The organism is Blautia sp. AM23-13AC (assembly GCF_003435675.1).
GTDB lineage: Bacteria > Bacillota > Clostridia > Lachnospirales > Lachnospiraceae > Fusicatenibacter > Fusicatenibacter saccharivorans.
The window spans coordinates 272,700-292,822 of sequence record NZ_QTUL01000003.1; the positions used below are offsets into that span (position 1 = coordinate 272,700).

18 protein-coding genes are annotated in these 20,123 nt (G+C 49.4%); 2 read left to right on the top strand and 16 right to left on the bottom strand.

From position 1 onward, the window contains the following. Positions 1-58: 58 nt before the first annotated feature. From DW642_RS06010 to hrcA, 13 genes are all read right to left on the bottom strand, one after another. Positions 59-1,276 (bottom strand): homoserine dehydrogenase, encoded by a 1,218-nt coding sequence (locus tag DW642_RS06010; RefSeq protein WP_117509598.1) that lies wholly within the window; start codon positions 1,274-1,276, stop codon positions 59-61. A gap of 30 nt (positions 1,277-1,306) precedes the next feature. Beyond that, on the bottom strand, positions 1,307-1,753 hold the full coding sequence (locus tag DW642_RS06015; RefSeq protein ID WP_022461318.1) for an ACT domain-containing protein: 447 nt from the start codon (positions 1,751-1,753) through the stop codon (positions 1,307-1,309). 106 nt (positions 1,754-1,859) lie between these two features. Next, positions 1,860-2,705, bottom strand: coding sequence for a TPM domain-containing protein (locus DW642_RS06020; RefSeq protein ID WP_117509599.1), 846 nt, complete (start codon positions 2,703-2,705; stop codon positions 1,860-1,862). Beyond that, on the bottom strand, positions 2,702-3,811 hold the full coding sequence (locus DW642_RS06025) for a TFIIB-type zinc ribbon-containing protein (protein ID WP_117509600.1): 1,110 nt from the start codon (positions 3,809-3,811) through the stop codon (positions 2,702-2,704). Before DW642_RS06025 ends, DW642_RS06020 begins: the two co-directional genes overlap by 4 nt. Positions 3,812-3,867: 56 nt before the next feature. Beyond that, positions 3,868-5,121, bottom strand: a complete 1,254-nt coding sequence (locus DW642_RS06030) for an SPFH domain-containing protein (RefSeq protein ID WP_117509601.1) — start codon at positions 5,119-5,121, stop codon at positions 3,868-3,870. Positions 5,122-5,232: 111 nt separating this feature from the next. After that, a protein-coding gene (prfB, locus tag DW642_RS06035) for a peptide chain release factor 2 (RefSeq protein WP_117509617.1) occupies positions 5,233-6,340 on the bottom strand; the annotation gives its coding sequence in 2 pieces (ribosomal slippage) (positions 5,233-6,288 and positions 6,290-6,340; 1,107 coding nt in all). A gap of 141 nt (positions 6,341-6,481) precedes the next feature. Beyond that, entirely contained in the window at positions 6,482-9,052 is a 2,571-nt protein-coding gene (gene secA / locus DW642_RS06040) for a preprotein translocase subunit SecA (protein WP_055218413.1), read from the bottom strand. Positions 9,053-9,286: 234 nt separating this feature from the next. Next, a complete protein-coding gene (hpf, locus tag DW642_RS06045; RefSeq protein ID WP_055218411.1) occupies positions 9,287-9,814 on the bottom strand; it encodes a ribosome hibernation-promoting factor, HPF/YfiA family in 528 nt (175 codons plus the stop codon). 301 nt (positions 9,815-10,115) lie between these two features. Next, positions 10,116-10,892, bottom strand: a complete 777-nt coding sequence (gene hisA, locus DW642_RS06050) for a phosphoribosylformimino-5-aminoimidazole carboxamide ribotide isomerase (RefSeq protein ID WP_117509602.1) — start codon at positions 10,890-10,892, stop codon at positions 10,116-10,118. Positions 10,893-11,059: 167 nt separating this feature from the next. Further along, entirely contained in the window at positions 11,060-12,268 is a 1,209-nt protein-coding gene (dnaJ, locus tag DW642_RS06055) for a molecular chaperone DnaJ (RefSeq protein WP_055265114.1), read from the bottom strand. Between the two features lie 225 nt (positions 12,269-12,493). Further along, positions 12,494-14,371: a molecular chaperone DnaK gene (gene dnaK, locus DW642_RS06060; protein ID WP_117509603.1), complete on the bottom strand. Its 1,878-nt coding sequence runs from the start codon at positions 14,369-14,371 to the stop codon at positions 12,494-12,496. A 66-nt stretch (positions 14,372-14,437) separates the two neighbouring features. Further along, positions 14,438-15,049 carry a nucleotide exchange factor GrpE gene (gene grpE / locus DW642_RS06065; RefSeq protein WP_055218747.1) on the bottom strand — a complete coding sequence of 204 codons (612 nt, stop codon included), beginning with the start codon at positions 15,047-15,049 and terminating at the stop codon, positions 14,438-14,440. Between the two features lie 49 nt (positions 15,050-15,098). Next, the gene (gene hrcA, locus DW642_RS06070) at positions 15,099-16,157 is read right to left on the bottom strand and encodes a heat-inducible transcriptional repressor HrcA (protein WP_022461073.1); all 1,059 of its coding nucleotides are present in this window, start codon (positions 16,155-16,157) and stop codon (positions 15,099-15,101) included. 284 nt (positions 16,158-16,441) lie between these two features. Between hrcA and DW642_RS06075 the strand changes: the two genes are divergently transcribed. Beyond that, positions 16,442-16,660: a helix-turn-helix domain-containing protein gene (locus DW642_RS06075; protein WP_117509604.1), complete on the top strand. Its 219-nt coding sequence runs from the start codon at positions 16,442-16,444 to the stop codon at positions 16,658-16,660. Positions 16,661-16,737: 77 nt separating this feature from the next. On the opposite strand, the gene DW642_RS06080 is transcribed toward DW642_RS06075, so the two are convergent. After that, entirely contained in the window at positions 16,738-17,103 is a 366-nt protein-coding gene (locus DW642_RS06080; RefSeq protein ID WP_022461735.1) for a hypothetical protein, read from the bottom strand. A gap of 172 nt (positions 17,104-17,275) precedes the next feature. Between DW642_RS06080 and DW642_RS06085 the strand changes: the two genes are divergently transcribed. Next, positions 17,276-17,494, top strand: coding sequence for a helix-turn-helix domain-containing protein (locus DW642_RS06085; RefSeq protein ID WP_055228291.1), 219 nt, complete (start codon positions 17,276-17,278; stop codon positions 17,492-17,494). Between the two features lie 197 nt (positions 17,495-17,691). Here DW642_RS06085 and uvrB read toward each other — a convergent pair whose 3' ends face one another. Together uvrB and DW642_RS16065 are read right to left on the bottom strand one after the other, a co-directional pair. Next, complete coding sequence (uvrB, locus tag DW642_RS06090) at positions 17,692-19,692, bottom strand: excinuclease ABC subunit UvrB (RefSeq protein WP_055228290.1); 2,001 nt, start codon at positions 19,690-19,692, stop codon at positions 17,692-17,694. A 225-nt stretch (positions 19,693-19,917) separates the two neighbouring features. Continuing rightward, positions 19,918-20,123, bottom strand: a 206-nt coding sequence (locus DW642_RS16065; protein ID WP_207660211.1) for a hypothetical protein, incomplete at its 5' end; no start/stop codon positions are given.

Here is a 20,123-nt window from a genome sequence, read left to right on the forward strand (position 1 = left end):
TCACACCCCTTGCTTTACGGCTGTGAAACGTCTTTTTAGTTATGTCTATTTCGAGATCTTAAATTCTCGCGCGGATTCTACTCTGGATTCCGTCGAGTTTCTCTGCTTTTTCTCTGTACTCCTGCTCTGTGATTTCGCCTGTGATGAATGCGAACTCCTCGGACAGACTTGGAACTGCTACGATTTCTGCTTTTCCGAACAGCTCCTCGATCTCACTCTGGCGCTCTGCGGCGTGGCCGGACACGCGGACGAAGAAGCGGCTCTTTACATCATCGATCTGCAGCAGGTCCAGTTTTTCCTCGCTCCAGCTCATCATGATGTTTCTGCCTTTGTTCTTTGCGCAGTCTACGACATCGGCTACAACGGCACTTGCGGTCGGAAGCTTTCCTGCTCCGCTTCCGTAGAACATCGCATCACCCAGTACATTTCCGTGGATGAAGATGGCGTTGAAGACACCGTTTACGCTGTACAGCGGGTTTTTCGCGTCAATCATCACCGGGCTTACCATGGCGTAATACTGATTACCCACCTTGCGGCTTGTTGCGAGCAGTTTGATTGCGGTTCCCATCGAGGTCGCATATTTGATATCCTCTGCGGTGATCTTTGTGATTCCCTCGGTGTAAACCTCTTCGTAATTGACTTCTTTTCCATAGGCAAGAGAAGAAAGAATCGCAATTTTACGGCAGGCATCGTAGCCTTCTACGTCTGCTTCCGGGTTGCGCTCTGCGTAGCCAAGGCGCTGTGCCTCTTTTAACACATCGGCAAAATCGGAACCGTCGCTTGCCATTTTGCTTAAGATGTAGTTTGTCGTACCGTTTAAGATACCCGTTACTTCATCGATCTCATCTGCAGTCAGGGAGGAGTTTAACGGACGGATGATCGGGATACCGCCGCCGCAGCTTGCCTCAAACAGATAGTTTGCGCCGTGCTCTTTTGCAATTGCAAGAAGCTCGGTACCGTGTCTTGCCACCAGCTCTTTGTTGGATGTGCAGACGCTCTTTCCAGCCTCCAGCGCACGTTTTGTGAAGGTGTAAGCCGGCTCAACGCCGCCCATGACCTCGACAACAATATCAACCTCCGGATCGTTTGCGATCACTTCGTAATCATGTACCAGCACTTTTTCCACTGGATCTCCCGGGAAATCTCTTAAATCCAGAACGTATTTGATATTAATCTCGTTCTCTGCTCTCTTGTTGATGCTGTCATGGTTCGTGTTGATGACTTCTACCACGCCGGAACCAACGGTGCCATATCCTAATACTGCAATCTGAATCATCTCTTTTGTCCCTCTCTTGCTTTTTCTTTTTCAGGACTCCTGTCCTAAGATTTTAAAATAATGAACTCCCTGTCTGGACTCAATCTCGTTGATCATCTCCGAGGCGTCTCCCCGGTCTTCCGCGATATCCACGCTGATTGTCAGTGACGCCACGCCGTTTAACGGAATCGTCTGATGAATGGTCAGAATGTTTCCGTGAAACTCGGCGATAATCTTCAGCACATCGGAAAGCAGTCCCGGCTCATCGTCCATCTGCAGAATAAACGTAATCGTTTTTCCTTTTGCATTGTCATGAAAAGGAAGAATATCATCTTTGTATTTATAGAAAGAGCTTCTGCTGATTCCCGCTTTTTCCGTTGCCTGCTGCACGGTAAGCTCCTGCATATCCATCAACCGTTTGGCCTCGATGACCTTCAAAAGGACCTCGGGAACCGCTTTTTCTTTGATTACATAGTACTTTGTTTTTTCTTCTCTCATGGCAATCCTCTACCTTTATACTCTTTCCAGGAAATACATTTGTTTTCACAGGAAAGATCGTACCATATTCCGACACAATACGCAAGGAATTTTTTCGAATCGCTTTTCAGAAGCCAATGCTTCCGCCGCCGTGGCTGTTTCCGCTTGACGAAGTGTGAACGGTGCTTCCACCGCCACCTCCGCCGCCAGAAACGCCTCCGCCGTGGTTGCCATCATCCTTCTGGATTTTGTGCATCGATACATGGCGATCGATCAGTGCATCCCTGCGGTCTCTGATTTTCACGCGCTTCAGATCCGCATAACTCTTTGCACCACGGTTTTTCTTTCGTCGATAGCTTTTCCAAATTCCAAAATAAACAAGAATTCCTGTCGCAGCAGCTGCGATAACAGCAATAAGAGCCTCCGTGCTGTTGATCTTACGGTAATGAATAATGGAACCATCTTCTGTAATCAGATAGTCCGCATCGGAAACGCCTCGGTCGAAGCATTCCTGCGTCATCGTAATCATTTTTGCAAAGGTTCCCGCATAGTCGCCGTCTTTCGCGTAGCCCTGCGCCGCCTGCAGGATATCATCAATTTCCGCATCGGACATGTAATACTGCATAATACCAGATGTCGAAATCACAATCTGGCGCTGTCCCATATCGATGAGGAAGCAGACACCGTTTGGCTCTTTCGGATACTTTTTGTCATAAAAATCATCTGCAATCGCCTGACAGTCCTCGGAACCACTGCTGCGCTCGGTCAGGATGACCATATGGAGCTTTGTATTGCGCTCGAACTCTGTACAGGATCTCTCGAGGTCCTGCTCCTCCTCATCGGAAAGAAGTGATGCATTGTCGTAGACATACTGGGATTCGGCTTTTACAATATTCACAGAAAAAACTCCGCACAGCAGAAGGGCCGCAAAAATTCCGAGCAGATATTGTCCTGCTTTTTTCATTCTTCTCATGCGAAATACCCTCCTATCAGCATCACAATCAGGACCAGAAGAGCACTCACAGCCGACGTCAGAAGGGCTCTCTTCCGCTCATAGGGAAAATCGCCGTTGATCGTTCCGGTCTGGCCGTTCATCGCATAGTAGTAAACCTTCCCGTCCTTTCCCGGATACGTCAGCGTCCAGACGGGAAACAGGACGTAACGCCAGTTCTCCCGCTTTGGAGAAAGCTTCATTTTCTCCTGCTCGAGGGAGAGATACTCGTTCGCCTCGTTCCGCATTGCGCCGCGCGCCATCGTCTCCAGTTCTTTTTTCAGTTCCGGTGCGATCTGCGCCTGTTCGATATCACGTTTTTCCGCCTGAAATCCGGAAAGATAGCCCATAGAAAACGGCTGCATCTCCTCCAGACGATAGGGCTGCACGCATTCGATCAGATCGCGGTCGGCCTTGTTCAGTGCATTGCGCGACAGACCGTCCACGCGGACCTCGCCCTCCCGGCGGACATCGTAGATGCTGGTCTCTTTGTACTCCACATCACCGGTCTGCCAGACTCTCACCTTCCGGCCGCGTGCCATGTAATCCGTCTCAAAGTCTCCGCCGTAAATCCAGTACGGGAAATAGACACCCGTCATCTTCTGTACCTGGTTTTTCTCGAAAAAGTCCTTCGGAATAAAGCGTTTCTTCCGCGCAAATGACAAAAATTTCTCGATTGCCTGCTCCTTGCTGATCTTAAACGGCAACACGAAATCCGGCATATATTCTCCCGAGAGCCGGCCGGAAAGCACCACCGGGTTGTGGCAGTAGAAACAGTATGTCGCTGCCGTCGTCGCATCGGTCACAATCTCGGCGCCGCAGTTCGGACAGGTGTAGACAACTGCTTCGCCCTGCTCTGTTTCCCCTTTTGTTTCCTCCGTACTGCTTTCCTTCTGTGCATCGGATGCTTCCTGTGCACCGGCAGCATCGTCCTCCCCGTTCAGCGCTTCCGCTGCTTTCGGGTTCGCCTTTTCGGCTTCTTCCTGTGTAAACGAGGACAGGCAGTACTCGCATTTATACTTTCCGCTTGCCGGATCGAAGGTCAGATCGCCTCCGCAGTTCGGGCATTTGTATGTAATAACCTCCATATTCTATCCCTCCTTCCCCGGAGCCGCTGTTGTATTGGATGGTTATCTGTTTTCTTTTACTGTCTTGGTTTTCCGCAGTTCGAGCAGAACTTGCCGGTATTCTCCGTTCCGCATGCGCAGACCCATTTTCCTGCCGCTTCCGGTTTCGGGCTGCCGCAGTTCGAACAAAACTTCCCGCTGTTCTCCGTTCCGCACTTGCCGCAGATCCACACCATCGGCTTTGCACTTCCGCAGTTTGAGCAGAAATTGCCGGTGTTCTCCGTTCCGCAGGAGCATTTCCATACGCCTTTTGCGGCTTCCTGCTGTGCCTTGGCTGCCGCCTGCTGCTGCATCTGCTGCTGATTCGAAGCGGACGCCGATGCAAACGAAGAACCGAAGGCATTCATGCCCATCTGAACACCCATAAAGCCGTTCATGGCTCCGTTTGGGTTGGCTGCTGCTTTCTCCATACTGCGTGCCATCGCTCCCTGTACATAGCCCTCACGGATCGATGGATCAGACATCATCGCACCTTCGTTGCGCATCTGGATCAGTTTCTGGGAAGCTTCATCGTAGGAAAGGCTTGCGATTGCCACGGACTGGATCTCCATGCCGCGCATTGCCCGCCAGCTCTCATCCATCGCATCTGCCATGTAGCGGGACAGCTCGGCGCTCTTGGATGCTGCGAACGAAATGCGGATGCCGTCGGCTGCCATCTGATTGATCGAGGACTGCAGGCCCTCTAAAAATTCGTTCATATACTGCTCGTTGATATCCTCGATCTCCACGCGGGATGCGTTTCTCGGCACAGCCTCTGCGTAGAAGCGGAGCGGATCGACGATGCGGATGGAATAGGAACCGTGTGCCCGAAGGAACAGCTCGGCATTGTAGAACTGGTCGAAATAGTTGACCGGATTTCTCGTTCCGAATTTGATTCCCTTGATTTCCTGCAGATTAATATAGAAAATTCTCTGCTCATGCGGGGTCTGGCCGCCGAATTTCAGGCGCTCAAACGTATCTTTTACGGCTGCGTCAAGCGATCCGCTGAACATCGACGGAGACGATGACTGGTCTACGGTAAAGTAGCCCGGCTCTGCGGTGTAATCAATAATCTTTCCGCCGTCCACCAACATCATAAACTGATTGTCATAGACATGGATCACAGAACCGTTTGAAATCGTCTGGCTTCCCTTTTTATTCTGGCCTTTTCTTACCAGAATTCCCTCTGTAAATACCGTATGTTCCCCCATCTCATACGGTTCCACGGTCTCCAGCCACTGATCGGCGAGACTGCCGTGTACTGCATTGACTGCTGCTCTGATAATACCCATACTTTTACCTCCTGTTTGCCTTTGGCTTCAAAACAGAAAGGAGCATTTCCGTCCTCTGTTGGTGAAAATGCTCCTTATTTTACTTGTCACTGTGCTCTGCCCACAGCCGAATTATGCTTCTTCCTCTTTCGCTCCGGTTCCGAGGGCAATCCACTTCAGATATGCGTTGATAAACAGATCAATTCCACCGTCCATGACTGCATCGACGTTTCCGGTCTCTGCGTTGGTACGGTGGTCTTTGACCATGGTGTATGGCTGCATAACGTAAGAACGGATCTGGTTGCCCCAGCCGATCTCGGTTACTTCGCCGCGGATGTCGCTCAGCTTATCTGCCTGCTCCTGGAGTTTCAGCATATACAATTTTGCTTTCAGCATCTGCATTGCCTTGTCCTTGTTCTGGAACTGGGAACGCTCATTCTGGCACGTAACCACGATGCCGGTCGGCATATGCGTGATTCGGATCGCCGATGACGTCTTGTTGATGTGCTGTCCGCCGGCACCGCTGGAACGGTACGTATCGATACGAATATCCTCATCACGAACCTCAACATCGATCTCTTTGTCGATATCCGGCATAACATCGCACGATACGAACGATGTCTGGCGTTTTCCTGCCGCGTTGAACGGAGAAATACGGACGAGACGGTGAACGCCTTTTTCGGATTTCAGATAACCGTAAGCGTTTTCGCCGTTGACCTGGAATGTCACGGACTTCACACCGGCCTCATCACCGTCCAGAAAGTCGAGTTCCTCGATCGTAAAGCCTTTGCGTTCTGCCCATCTGGTGTACATACGGTACAGCATGCCGCACCAGTCGCACGCCTCGGTTCCGCCTGCACCTGCGTTCAGTTTGATGATCGCATTGTCCTTGTCAAATTCGCCGGACAGCAGGGTTTTGATGCGGATGGCATCGAAGGATGCCTTGAACTCTTCCATCATTTCCGCGATTTCCGGAACAACGGAATCGTCATCCTCCTCCTGTCCCATCTCGATCAGAGTTTCCATATCTTCTTTGGCGGATACCAGTTTCTGATACGTATCTCTGTCCTCTTTCATGCTGCTCAGCTGTTTCATCTGCTCCTGCGCTTCTTCGGGGTTGTCCCAGAAATTGGGTTCCTCCATTTTACGCTCTAATTCTTCGATCCTCTGCTCTTTGTTAGCGAGGTCAAAGTGAATCCCTCACTTCCACTAATGGTTTATCGTATGTGCCAAGTTCCATTTTGAACTGGTCTAATTCAACTACCACAAGCTTCACCTGCTTTCTGTTTTATATTTTGTATGACACGCAGCTTCTGGTAGGGAAGCTGCGTGCTTTGTCAAACGGATCGTGCTCATCCGTCTCACTGCTGTTCTGCTTTTATCAAACCGGTTTTCTTCCGCAGCACTGTTTGTACTTCTTGCCGCTTCCGCACGGGCATGGATCGTTTGGATAGATCTTACGCTCTGCGCGCTGTACCGGTTTTCTCGGGCCGGACTCGTCTTTGTTGGTTCCGGTCACTTTGGCTACCTGCTCACGTTCTACTTTCTGCTCAACACGTACATGGAACAGGAGACGGACGGTATCCTGCTGGATGGACTCGAGCATTTCGTTAAACATGTCGTAAGCTGCCATCTTGTACTCAACCTTCGGGTCTCTCTGGCCGTATGCCTGCAGGCCGATACCCTCGCGGAGCTGATCCATATCATCGATATGATCCATCCACTTCTGGTCGATAACCTTCAGAAGAACGACACGCTCAAGCTCACGAATCTGCTCCTCCTCCGGGAATTCTGCTTCTTTCTCCTCGTAGAGTTTAACAGCTTCCTCTTTTAACTGCTGTTTCAGCTCGTTTTTGGAAATCTTCTCTACGCGCTCTTTTGTCACTGCCTTCACCGGCATGATGGAGAGCAGCATCTCATTTAACTCGGTCAGATCCCACTCGGACTGCTCGGTGTTCTCGCCGATGCAGAGATCCACAGTATTGTCGATGGTGTCGGCAATCATCTTGAAGATGGTGTCTCTCATGCTCTCGCCGTCCAGAACGCGGCGTCTCTCTTTGTAGATGATCTCACGCTGCTCGTTATTGACCTGGTCATAGTCGAGCAGGTTTTTACGGATTCCGTAGTTGTTGCCCTCGATCTTCTTCTGCGCTTTTTCGATGGCGGAAGAAAGCATCTTGTGCTCGATCTGCTCATTTTCCGGTACGCCGAGGGATTTGAAAATGCCCATCAGTTTTTCGGAACCGAAGAGTCTCATCAGATCGTCTTCCAGGGAAATGTAGAAACGGGACTCACCCGGGTCTCCCTGACGGCCGGAACGACCGCGGAGCTGATTGTCGATACGGCGGGACTCATGACGCTCGGTGCCGATGATCTTTAAGCCGCCGGCAGCTTTTGCCACATCATCCAGCTTGATATCGGTACCACGGCCGGCCATGTTGGTCGCGATGGTAACGGCTCCTGCCTCACCGGCATGCGCTACGATTTCTGCCTCGAGCTCATGGAACTTCGCATTTAAGACCTGATGCGGAATTCCCTCGCGGCGCAGCATTTTGCTGATCAGCTCGGAAGTCTCAATGGTGATGGTACCAACCAGAACCGGCTGGTTCACGGCATGTGCCTCTTTGACTTCCTCTACGACTGCGTGGAATTTCTCTTTTTTCGTCATGTATACGGCATCGTCCATATCCACACGGATGACCGGGCGGTTGGTCGGGATCTCGATAACGTCCATGCCGTAGATGTCACGGAACTCCTGCTCCTCGGTGAGGGCAGTACCTGTCATGCCGGCTTTTTTCTCGTATTTGTTAAAGAAGTTCTGGAACGTGATGGTTGCCAGAGTCTTGCTCTCTCTTCTTACTTTAACGTGCTCTTTTGCCTCGATTGCCTGATGCAGACCATCGGAATAACGGCGGCCCGGCATGATACGGCCGGTGAACTCATCGACGATCAGAACCTCGTCGTCTTTGACTACGTAGTCCTTGTCGCGGTGCATCAGATAATTGGCACGCAGCGCCAGGATCACGTTGTGCTGGATCTCCAGGTTCTCCGGATCGGAGAGATTCTCGATATGGAAGAAGTTCTCGACTTTCTTCACACCGTCATCGGTCAGGGTAACGAATTTGTCCTTCTCGTTGACGATGAAGTCTCCGGTCTCCTCGATCTCCTCGCCCATGATCGCGGTCATCTTGGTCATCTCGCCGCTTGCCTCGCCGCGCTGCATCTGGTGTGCCAGAATATCTGCGGTCTCGTACAGCTTGGTGGATTTGCTGCTCTGTCCGGAAATAATCAGAGGTGTTCTTGCCTCGTCGATCAGGACGGAGTCGACCTCGTCGATGATACAGTAAGCAAGCTCTCTCTGTACGAGCTGCTCCTTGTAGATCACCATGTTGTCACGCAGGTAATCGAAACCAAGTTCGTTGTTGGTGATGTAGGTGATGTCGCATGCATACTGCTGGCGGCGCTCATCGTTCTTCATATCGTTCAGAACGACACCGACGGTCAAACCGAGGAATCTGTGGACTTTGCCCATCCACTCAGCATCTCGGTTTGCCAGGTAATCATTGACGGTAACAATGTGGACGCCGCGTCCGGTCAGTGCATTCAGGTAAGCCGGAAGGGTGGAAACGAGGGTTTTTCCTTCACCGGTTTTCATCTCGGCGATACGGCCCTGATGGAGGATAATACCACCGATCAGCTGTACGCGGTGGTGTTCCATACCGAGGGAACGTTTTGCTGCCTCGCGGACGGTTGCGAATGCTTCCGGGAGAATGGAATCCAGGGATTCGCCTCCGTTGTAGCGGTCTTTATATTCCTTTGTCTTGGCACGCAGCTCTTCATCGGTCAGCGCCTGCATGGTCGGGCGGAGAGCTTCGATTTTGTCTACAATTGGATAGATTCGTTTCAGCTCGCGCTCACTGTGCGTACCAAAAAGTTTTTCTGTGAATTTCATAGAATGTTTGCTCCTGCTTTCTCTATTAATTGCCATATTAACATATGGTACTATTCTACCACTTCTGGCACAAGATAACAATGAATTTTTCGTAAACATTTGGTGCCGTTCCCCGGTTTTCCGCTGTTTTTACGGCTTTTCCCGGACTTTCCGGCCCTTTCCGCGAAAAAGTCACCCTGTTTCACAGCTTTTCTAAGCTGGAAACAGGGTGACTGTTCATTCTTTATTTACTTTTCAGCACTCCGGCTCGATCAGACCGTAGGTGTTGTTCTTTCTCTTGTAAACGACGTTTACTTCGTCGGTCTCTGCATTGCGGAATACGAAGAAGGTGTGTCCAAGAAGTTCCATCTGTACGCAGGCATCTTCCGGATACATTGGTTTCATGCCGAATTTTTTCGTACGGATGATCTGGATGTCTTCGTCCTCCAGATAGTCATGCTCCAGATATTCTTTCTGGAAGTTTCCTGCTTCCTGCTGTTTGTCGGCAATTTTGTTTTTGTATTTGCGAAGCTGGCGTTCGATGACTTCCTCTACCAGATCGATGGATACGTACATATCGTTGCTTACCTGCTCGGAACGGATGATGTTTCCTTTTACCGGAATGGTAACCTCAATTTTCTGTCTTTCTTTCTCTACACTTAAGGTTACAATGACATTTGTGTCAGGCGTAAAATATTTCTCCAGTTTGCCAAGTTTTTCATTGACCGCGGCTTTTAATCCCTCTGTCACGTCAATATTTTTTCCGCTGATGGTAATTTTCATTATGCCCAACCCCTTTGCTCTCAAATTTTACAGGCTCTTCACTTCCCCTGTAAGTAACTCTAATTATAGCAATAGTTGTCTCTATTTGCAATAGTATTTAGAAAATTCATGAATATTTTAGAGTTTTTTCTGTTACAGTTCACTTGTATCTTATTTTTGACAGATTTCATACTCGCATGAAAATCTGTCGAGAATAAGATACAAAGGGAGCGCCTGGTTATGAGCAAAAAGGAGCTGCGCAGCAGCGGAGAGCGCTGAAAGCGCGGTTTTGCGAATGGCGCGGGTGAACGTCCGTTTCCGCTTACCGGCGGCATACTGCCAGCACGTCTTCAAACTTCATTTTGCCGCCGAACAGATCCAGTGCGCTGCCAATTGTCACATCGACGTGGTTGTTTCCCAGTTTTTTGAGCAGCTCCAGGTCTTCAAAATTTCCCACGCCGCCGGCGTACGTCACCGGAAAATCTTTCATCTTCGCAAGCAGTTCCACCAGCTCCGTCTCAATGCCGGAAGCCTTTCCCTCGACATCCACGGCATGGATCAGGAACTCATCACAGTATTCTGACAGGTGATGCAGCAGTTCCTCTGTCACTTCTTCGTCCGTGAACTTCTGCCAGCGGTCCGTCACGATATAGTATTTTCCGTCCCGCTTCCGGCAGCTTAAATCCAGTGTCAGCCGCTGCTTTCCTACCGTCGTCACCAGCTTGTCCAGATTTTCATAGAACACATGGCCGCCGCGGAACACATACGAAGTCACAATCACATGGCTTGCCCCCGCTGTCAGAAACTCGCACGCATTCTCCGCATCAATGCCGCCTCCCACCTGCAGGCCGCCCGGGTACGTCGAGAGTGCCAGCAATGCCTGGCGCTTCGTCTCCTCGTAAAACTCGGTACCTTTCTTGTTCAGCAGAATCACATGGCCGCCCGTAATACCCTGCTCTTCGTACAGCTGCGCATAATACGACGCATCCTGCTCCGAGACAAAATTCTCGCTCGCCTGATTTCCCTGATCTTTCAGCGATCCCCCGACAATCTGTTTTACTTTTCCGTTATGAATATCAATACATGGTCGAAATCTCATTTTCCCCGTTTCCTTTCTTTTCTCTCCCCTTAAGTTTTCCACATTATATCAAAATCCGACCATTCTGTGTATAAATTCACCAAATTTTCATGGTTCTTTCATAGAAAAGAAAGAAGAACCTGCTTTTTCCACAGATTCTTCTTTCTTTTCCGGCTTGCCGCCGTTCTTTATTTATCGATGTCCTCAAAGGCCTCTTTCACTTTATCCATAAAGCCTTTTTTCTTCTTCGGCTGCTCTGCAGTTTCGCCGTCGGCTGCTTTTGCTTCTGCTGCCGGGCGGTTTCCGCAGGCTTCGTCGAAGGCGCGGAGGGCTTCTTTTGCTTTCTCATTCAGTTTCGTCGGAGTCTGGACTACGAGTGTTACGTAGTGATCACCGCGCACATTGCTGTTGCGAAGGGACGGAACACCTTTTCCCTTCAGACGGATCTTCGTATCGGTCTGGGTTCCCGGTTTTACAGTGTAGAGAACGTCTCCGTCAACGGTGCTGATCTTCACATCACCGCCGAGCGCTGCCTGCGCAAATGTAATCGGTGCGGTAGAGAAGATGTTCATATCCTGTCTCTGGAAGATCGGATGACGGGTTACCTGAACCTCGACAAGCAAATCTCCTCTCGGTCCGCCGTTTACACCCGGCTCGCCTTTTTCACGGATCCGGATGCTCTGTCCATCGTCGATTCCAGCCGGAATGTTGACCTGAATGCGTTTTCTGCTGGATGTATAGCCCGTGCCGTGGCATGCGGTACATTTATCGCGAATGATCTTTCCGGTTCCGTTACAATCCGGACAGGTCGTCACGTTTCTCACAGAACCGAACATGGTCTGCTGTGTGTACGTAATCTGACCAGTTCCGTTACATTTGGAGCATGTCTCCGGTGAAGTTCCTGGTTTTGCGCCGGTTCCGTGGCACGTTGTACAGGTATCCTTCAGGTTGATCTCGAGCTCTTTCTGGCATCCGAAAACAGCTTCCTCAAACGTAATGTGGACAACAGCGCGGAGGTTTGCTCCCTTCATAGGTCCATTGTTTGCTCTTCTTCTGCTTCCGCCGCCACCGAACAGGTCGCCGAAAATATCGCCGAAGATATCACCCATATCTCCGCCGCCAAAGTCGAAGCCGCCGAATCCGCCGGCTCCTGCGCCGCCACCGCCGTTTTCAAATGCAGCGTGGCCAAACTGATCGTACTGACGCCGTTTGTCCGGATCACTCAGCACGCCATAGGCTTCTGTCGCCTCTTTAAATTTTGCCTCGGCCTCTTTGTCGCCCGGGTTCATATCCGGATGGTATTTCTTGGCCAGTTTACGGTATGCTTTTTTTAATGTTGCATCGTCCGCTCCGCGGTCTACGCCGAGGACCTCGTAATAATCTCTTTTTTCTGCCATTTATGTTCACCTTTTCATTTCTGTTCCACAAATTTCATCTTTGCAGAAATGTTTTTCCGCACGCTCCAGTATAGCACTTTTCCGAAAGCAATACCAGCATAAATACAGGGGGCGGAATGTATTTTCCGTCCCCTGCAAACATTCGCCTCACAGGGCTTTTTGCGTTTATTTACTTATTGTTTCAACTCACAGTCGGTATTTTCACGGAGTGTGACATGCCGAAAATTAAACCTCTTTGTAGTCAGCGTCTACGACATCGTCGTCATGGCCGCCTGCTGCTCCTGCATTTCCCATATCCGGGCCTGCACCTGCTGTTCCGGCACCAGCGCCTGCTGCTCCGCCCTGCTGCTCATACAGTTTTGCAAACAGTTTCTGAGCGCTTGTCATCAGTTTTTCCTGAGCTGCTTTCAGATCAGCTACCTGTGCATCGGTCATTTCTTCCGGATTGCATTTTGCAATGAGATCTTTCAGTGCGTTCAGGTCAGCTTCTACTGCTGTTTTGTCGTTTGCATCAAGCTTGTCGCCGACTTCCTCGATTGCTTTCTCGGTCTGGAATACCATGGAGTCTGCATCGTTTCTTGCGTCGATTGCTTCTTTTCGTTTCTTATCCTGAGCCTCGAACTCAGCAGCTTCTTTGACTGCTTTGTCGATCTCGCTGTCGGACATGTTAGAGCCTGCGGTGATGGTGATGTGCTGCTCTTTTCCTGTTCCAAGGTCTTTTGCAGATACATTTACGATACCGTTGGCATCGATATCAAAGGTAACCTCGATCTGCGGAACGCCTCTTCTTGCTGGCGGAATTCCATCCAGACGGAACTGGCCGAGGGATTTGTTGTCTTTCGCGAACTGACGCTCACCCTGTACTACGTTGATATCTACTGCTGTCTGGTTATCTGCTGCTGTTGAGAAGATCTGGCTCTTCTTGGTCGGGATTGTGGTGTTACGCTCGATCAGACGAGTTGCAATACCTCCCATGGTCTCGATGGACAGAGACAGCGGAGTTACATCCAGAAGAAGGATATCGCCTGCGCCGGCGTCTCCTGCAAGTTTACCACCCTGTACGGAAGCACCAAGTGCTACGCACTCATCCGGGTTCAGGCTCTTGCTCGGCTCGTGTCCGGTCAGCTGTCTTACTTTATCCTGTACAGCCGGGATACGGGTAGATCCGCCTACCAGAAGGACTTTGGAAAGCTCGGATGCCTGAAGGCCTGCATCAGAAAGTGCTCTCTGTACCGGCTCTGCGGTTTTCTCTACCAGGTCGTGGGTCAGCTCATCGAATTTAGCCTTTGTCAGGTTCATATCGAGATGTTTCGGGCCATCTGCGGTTGCAGTGATGAACGGCAGGTTGATGTTGGTTGTAGTTGCGCTGGAAAGCTCTTTCTTTGCTTTCTCTGCTGCTTCTCTGATTCTCTGCAGAGCCATTTTATCATTGGAAAGATCTACGCCTTCCTGTTTCTTGAACTCAGCAAGGATATAATCTGTTACTTTCTGGTCGAAGTCATCACCGCCCAGACGGTTGTTTCCTGCTGTGGAAAGAACTTCGATAACGCCGTCACCGATCTCGATGATGGAAACATCGAAAGTACCGCCGCCAAGGTCGTATACCATGATCTTCTGCTCATTTTCGTTGTCCAGTCCGTATGCCAGAGCTGCTGCGGTAGGCTCGTTGATGATACGTTTTACATCAAGACCTGCGATTTTACCGGCATCTTTGGTTGCCTGACGCTGTGCGTCATTGAAGTAAGCCGGAACTGTGATAACTGCTTCTGTTACTTTCTCACCAAGGTAGTTCTCTGCATCACCTTTCAGTTTCTGAAGAATCATAGCGGAGATCTCCTGCGGAGAGTATTTCTTTCCTTCGATGTCTACTTTATAGTCAGTACCCATCTCACGTTTGATAGAACGGATGGTTCTGTCTGCGTTTGTTACAGCCTGACGTTTTGCCGGCTCGCCGACCAGACGGTCACCTGTTTTTGTGAATGCTACGATAGATGGAGTTGTTCTTTCACCCTCTGCGTTTGCGATAACGGTTGGTTTTCCACCTTCCATAACGGCTACACAGCTGTTTGTTGTTCCTAAGTCAATACCAATAATTTTGCCCATTGTTGTTTCCTCCTCAATGAATTATGCTAAAAAATGGTTTAATTTCTATTTATTTATCTTCAAGGCTTAATTAGCCACCTTGACCATACTGTGACGGACTACGGAGCCTTTGTACATGTAGCCCTTCAGGAACTCTTCTACGACGATGTTCTCGCCGGCTTCCTCATCCTCCACATGCATCACTGCGTTGTGCAGGTTCGGATCGAATTCCTTTCCAACGGCCTCGATCACGGTTACACCGAGTTCATCGAGTGCTGTGGTAAACTGTTTGTATACTTTATTCATGCCGTCTGCGAACGGATCTTCCTCCGGGTTTTCCACCGTTGCAAGTCCGCGCTCGAAGCTGTCAACAACCGGAAGAATCTTCTCGATGATGTCTTTTGCTCCAATGGCATACATATTTGCTTTTTCTTTTTCGGTGCGTTTGCGGAAGTTATCGAACTCTGCCATCTGACGGGTCAGGCGGTCAGTCAGCTCTTCGATTTTCTCATCTTTTTTATCTTTTTTCTTTTTGAAGAACTTTCGTTCTTTGCCATCCTCAGCAGTTTCTTCTGCAGCTTCCGCTTCTTTTGCCTCTGCTGCTTTCTTTGCTTCTTCCTGCTCCGCAGCCGGTTCGGTTTCCGGCAGATCGGTCTCTGCTCCGGTTTCTTTTTCCATCTCGCGTGTAGGTTCTTCCATGGTTTCCTCTTTCTTTCTATTTTCTTCGCTCACTGATCATTCCACCTTTCTACTCACCTGTGTCCGGCTTTTTGAAGACGGCGTCCAGTTGAACTTTTAATGTTTTCAGGTTATCTACCACATTTTCGTAATCCATCCGCTTTGGTCCCACGATACCGATTGTTCCGCGCATACCGTTTCCCATATCGTATGTGGTGGTGACCACGCTGCAGTCCCGTAAGGGTTCCATCGAAGATTCATTTCCGATGTATACCTGAATACCGGTATTTTCCTCTCCGTCCTGCTCCTCGGCAGCTCCTTTGATCATATCGACCAGTTTCTGCCGTTCCTCGAATGTGGAGATCAGCTGGCTGGCTTTGCTGCTGTCGGAAAGCTCAGGGTACTTGAAAATGTTGGTTGCGCCGCTGGTGTACACCGGCACATCTTCTTCGCTGACTGCGATGGCTTCCGCTACGGTATCGACCACTTTGCTGATGATGCCGGAGTGGATGCCTGCCTGCTCTTTCATCTTCTTGATCATGCCAAGATTGATTTCTTCAATGGTCAGGCCATTGAGCTGTGTGTTCAGAAGCAGGTTCAGCTTTAATATCTGTTCATCGTTGATGGTCTCGTCTAGGTCGATCATCTGGTTTTTCACCAGGTTGCCTTCTACGACGATGACGGCCAGGAGCTGCTCTTCATTGACTTTTGAGAGCTGGATGAATTTCACTTTATTTCTGTGATATTCCGGTCCTGTAATCAACGTTGCATAGTTGGTAGATGAAGCGAGGACTTTGACAACCTGCTGCAGAACTTTTTCCATTCGGTCTGTTTTTTCAATGACCATGTTTTTGATGTCTGCAACTTCCTGTTCTTTTTCCCGCATCAGCTCATCTACATAGAGGCGGTAGCCTTTATCGGAAGGAATGCGTCCTGCGGAAGTGTGGGGCTGTAAGATGTAACCCATCTCTTCCAGATCGGACATTTCATTCCGGATTGTGGCGGAGCTTAAATTCAAATCCGTGTATTTGGAAATCGTTCTTGAGCCGACCGGCTCGCCCGTTTCCAGATACGTCTGGATGATCGCTTTTAATATTTTTCTTTTTCTTTCATCCAATTCTGTATCCACTAAGATAAGCTCCTTCCTGTTGTATAGTCCTGTTAGCACTCGTTTCAGTGGAGTGCTAACATCTATGCTCTTAAGATAGCACTCTGCCTTTTGTTTGTCAACACCTTTTCCCGGTTTTTCTATGAAGAAATTGTGAAAAAAGTATAAACCGTTTTCTTTCTGAAAAGGAATCTGACTTTTCTTTTTTATTGCATTCTACTGTTTCAAAGGCGCTATAGCCGTATGGTAGGATTCTGCCATTTCGATACGACCATTTAGTAGCATTTTCTCAGAGGTGATGAATCATGAAATATCAGAGACTGGAGGATCTGCGCACGGACCGCGATCTGACGATCCGCCAGGTTGCCGACTATCTCGGCTGCAACCGCGATGTTTATACCCGATATGAAAAAGGCGTCCGGCAGCTGCCGATCTCCATTGCCATCCGTCTGGCGGAGCTGTATCAGGTCAGTCTGGATTATCTGGTCGGCATCAGCGATGAGAAGCGGCCGTATGGATCCTGACTTTCCGATGTCTCCGCCGCAGCAAAAGCAGGAGGACAGTTTTTCTTTTCCCTGTCCTCCCTGTTTTGCTTTTTCGTTTACAGATTCTGCAGATATTCCATCATCCGCGTTTCGCTGAGTTTCCATCCGTCCGGCTCCCCGCAGAGATACAGCGTAAAATGCCCGCACGGGACTCCGTTTTCCAGGTGGATGCCGGTATACAGTTCTACAATGAGGAGTTCTTCTGCTTTTTCTTCATATATATTAGTGATCTGATAGATGCGCTCTCCCTTTTCGTCCACCGGCCATTCTTTCTTCAGCACATCCCTCAGACGGCTCTCCTGCCCCTGCGCTTCGCATTCTTCCTCCCGGCTGATCATTTTTTCAAACGCTTCCGGCGTCTCCATCCGTTCCACTATATTCTGGACAAAATCTTCTATTTCTATTCTTTCTGCTTTTCCCATTCGTTCCCCCATTTCTGCCGTACATATTTTTCTGTTTTCTGCACAGGCTGTCTTCACCCGCCGTTTCTCTCTCCCGCCCCATTCTCCAATTTGCGACCATATGATCTGATTTAACTTTGTCCATCCAACCGTTTGGTAGTATGGGTTTGAATCTGAAAGGATGGTACAACGTATGAAATACCAGAGAATTGAAGATATGCGGATCGATCAGGATCTCACCATCAAAGAGATTTCTGCCCTGCTCGAATGCAACCGCGACGTCTATTCCCGCTACGAAAAAGGAATCCGCGACATCCCGATCGACTATGTGATCCGGCTTGCACGGTTCTATGACTGCTCGGTCGACTATCTGCTGAGTGTCTCCAGTAAAAAGAGAAAATTCGGCGATTAATTTTTTTATTGTTGTCTTTTTTATTTTTGTGTTTTTCGTTTTGATACGACCATTTGGTCGTATTTTATATTATAATGGTATTCTTATTTTGCGTCAATTCTGAACAATAAGGAATCAAAATCGGACGCAAAAAAGCGTGTCGGAAAGTTTTCTGTCGCTTTTCCGGCACGCTTTTTTTCATGCTCTTTTCTTCTTTTTTATTCTTCCATGTCATCCAGGCTCTTCTTCAGTGTGATCATTTTGTCACGCAGCTCGGCGGCCATTTCGAAGTTGAGTTCGGCAGCAGCGGCTTTCATCTGTTTCTGTACCTGGCCGATCAGTTTTTCCAGTTCTTCGCGGCTCATGGACTCCGGGTCTTTTTCCATCTTTTCTTCTGTCTTTGCCACTTCTTTCGAAATGCTGATGAGATCGCGGACGGCTTTTTTGATGGTGGTCGGAGTGATGCCGTGTTCTTTGTTGTAGGCTTCCTGCAGGGCACGGCGGCGCTTCGTCTCGTCGATCGCGAGGCGCATGGAATCGGTCATCACATCGGCGTACATGATAACATGGCCCTCGCTGTTTCGCGCGGCACGGCCGATGGTCTGGATCAGGGAGGTTTCGGAACGCAGGAAACCTTCTTTATCGGCATCCAGGATCGCCACGAGTGTGATTTCCGGGATGTCGAGACCCTCACGCAGAAGGTTGATGCCGACGAGCACATCGAAGACATCGAGACGCATATCACGGATGATCTCGGTCCGTTCCAGGGTGTCGATATCGGAGTGCAGGTAGCGCACGCGGATGCCGGCCTCTTTCATATAGTCGGTCAGATCCTCTGCCATACGCTTCGTCAGCGTCGTCACGAGAACTTTGTTGTGTTTTTCAGTTTCTTTCTTTACTTCCGAAATCAGATCGTCGATCTGTCCCTCCACCGGGCGCACCTCGACATCCGGGTCGAGAAGGCCGGTCGGGCGGATGATCTGTTCGGCGCGCAGCAGCTCGTGGTCTGCCTCGTAGTCGCCCGGCGTGGCAGATACGAAGAGGATCTGATCGATCCGGTCCTCGAACTCGCCGAAGTTCAACGGGCGGTTGTCTTTTGCGGACGGCAGACGGAATCCATAGTCCACCAGCGTCGATTTCCGCGACTGGTCGCCGGCATACATGCTGCGGATCTGCGGAACAGTCTTATGCGACTCATCCACGATGATGAGGAAATCATCTCCGAAATAATCCATCAGTGTGTAGGGCGGCTCGCCTGGCTTTAATCCGGAGAGGTAACGCGAATAGTTTTCGATGCCGGAACAGATGCCGGTTTCTTTGAGCATCTCAATATCGAAATTGGTCCGCTCCTCGATGCGCTGGGCCTCGATCAGTTTTCCCTCGTGCTTGAAGAACTTCACCTGCTCTTCCATATCCTTTTCAATCTCGCCTGTTGCTTTCAGGATCGTGTCCATCGGCACAACATAGTGGGAGGCAGGAAAGATTGCGATGTGGTTCAGTTCACATAAGATTTCACCCGTCAGCGTATCGATCTGCACCAGACGGTCAATCTCATCCCCGAAGAACTCGACGCGCACCGCCTTGTCCGTCTCCTCCGCCGGAAAAATCTCCAATACATCACCGCGCACGCGGAACGTACCGCGATGGAAATCCATATCATTCCGGTCATACTGAATATCAATCAACTGCCGGATCACATCGTCCCGGTCCTTTTCCATTCCCGGGCGGAGCGAAATAATCATCTCCATGTAGTCCTTCGGGCTTCCGATTCCATAGATACACGAAACACTGGAAACCACAATGACATCGTTCCGCTCACTCAGTGCAGAAGTCGCGGAAAGCCGCAGCTTATCAATCTCATCGTTCCGCGCAGAGTCCTTCGCAATATACGTATCCGAAGACGGCACGTAAGCCTCCGGCTGGTAGTAGTCGTAGTAGGAGACAAAATATTCTACTGCATTCTCAGGGAAGAATTCCTTAAACTCACCGTACAGCTGTGCTGCAAGTGTTTTATTGTGCGCTATGATCAAGGTTGGCTTATTTAACTGTGCAATAACATTTGCCATGGTAAAGGTCTTGCCGGAACCTGTAACGCCCAGCAAAGTCTCGCATTGATTGCCTTCTTGAAAGCCTTTGACCAGTTTTTCGATTGCCTGGGGCTGGTCGCCTGTAGGCTGGTATTCGGAGTGTAATTTGAATATTTGTTGTGAATTCTGCAAAAAAGCACCTCCTGGTTTTTATATCAAAAAAGTTCGTCTATCAGTCAGAAATTCGTCGAAGCACATTCTCTGATTTTAGCCGAATATGCCTCTCGACGAATTCTGTTCACCACCCGATATTTTATAGACTGATAAAAAGTAGTAAAACTAACGTGGACGAATTAACACTCAAATGTAAGAGATATTATATCATGGAAATTTAAAATTGTATATATGATGCGAACATTAGTTCTTCAAAAATTCATTTACATTTATCATTGTATCCAGAACAATTTCCGTATCCAGCTCCTTCTTTTCCGGTAATACTTCTTCCATATAAGAAAGCAATTCCGGCGGAATCTCCTCAGCTATAATATTTCCATTGTGGTATGGGGAGCATCGTAAACGGTAGAATACGAGCACCTTGACAAATAGCAGACCGCTTTTGCGGT

Bases quoted from the DNA above. Each gene is read 5' to 3' on its own strand.
- DW642_RS06075 (WP_117509604.1), top strand. From the start codon at position 16,442: ATGAAATATCAGAGACTGGAGGATCTGCGCACGGACCGCGATCTGACG.
- hisA (WP_117509602.1), bottom strand. From the start codon at position 10,892: ATGAGATTTCGACCATGTATTGATATTCATAACGGAAAAGTAAAACAG.
- dnaJ (WP_055265114.1), bottom strand. From the start codon at position 12,268: ATGGCAGAAAAAAGAGATTATTACGAGGTCCTCGGCGTAGACCGCGGA.
- DW642_RS06080 (WP_022461735.1), bottom strand. From the start codon at position 17,103: ATGGGAAAAGCAGAAAGAATAGAAATAGAAGATTTTGTCCAGAATATA.
- DW642_RS06015 (WP_022461318.1), bottom strand. From the start codon at position 1,753: ATGAGAGAAGAAAAAACAAAGTACTATGTAATCAAAGAAAAAGCGGTT.
- hpf (WP_055218411.1), bottom strand. From the start codon at position 9,814: ATGAAAATTACCATCAGCGGAAAAAATATTGACGTGACAGAGGGATTA.
- grpE (WP_055218747.1), bottom strand. From the start codon at position 15,049: ATGGAAGAACCTACACGCGAGATGGAAAAAGAAACCGGAGCAGAGACC.
- secA (WP_055218413.1), bottom strand. From the start codon at position 9,052: ATGAAATTCACAGAAAAACTTTTTGGTACGCACAGTGAGCGCGAGCTG.
- DW642_RS06020 (WP_117509599.1), bottom strand. From the start codon at position 2,705: ATGAGAAGAATGAAAAAAGCAGGACAATATCTGCTCGGAATTTTTGCG.
- dnaK (WP_117509603.1), bottom strand. From the start codon at position 14,371: ATGGGCAAAATTATTGGTATTGACTTAGGAACAACAAACAGCTGTGTA.
- DW642_RS06010 (WP_117509598.1), bottom strand. From the start codon at position 1,276: ATGATTCAGATTGCAGTATTAGGATATGGCACCGTTGGTTCCGGCGTG.
- DW642_RS06030 (WP_117509601.1), bottom strand. From the start codon at position 5,121: ATGGGTATTATCAGAGCAGCAGTCAATGCAGTACACGGCAGTCTCGCC.
- DW642_RS06085 (WP_055228291.1), top strand. From the start codon at position 17,276: ATGAAATACCAGAGAATTGAAGATATGCGGATCGATCAGGATCTCACC.
- DW642_RS06025 (WP_117509600.1), bottom strand. From the start codon at position 3,811: ATGGAGGTTATTACATACAAATGCCCGAACTGCGGAGGCGATCTGACC.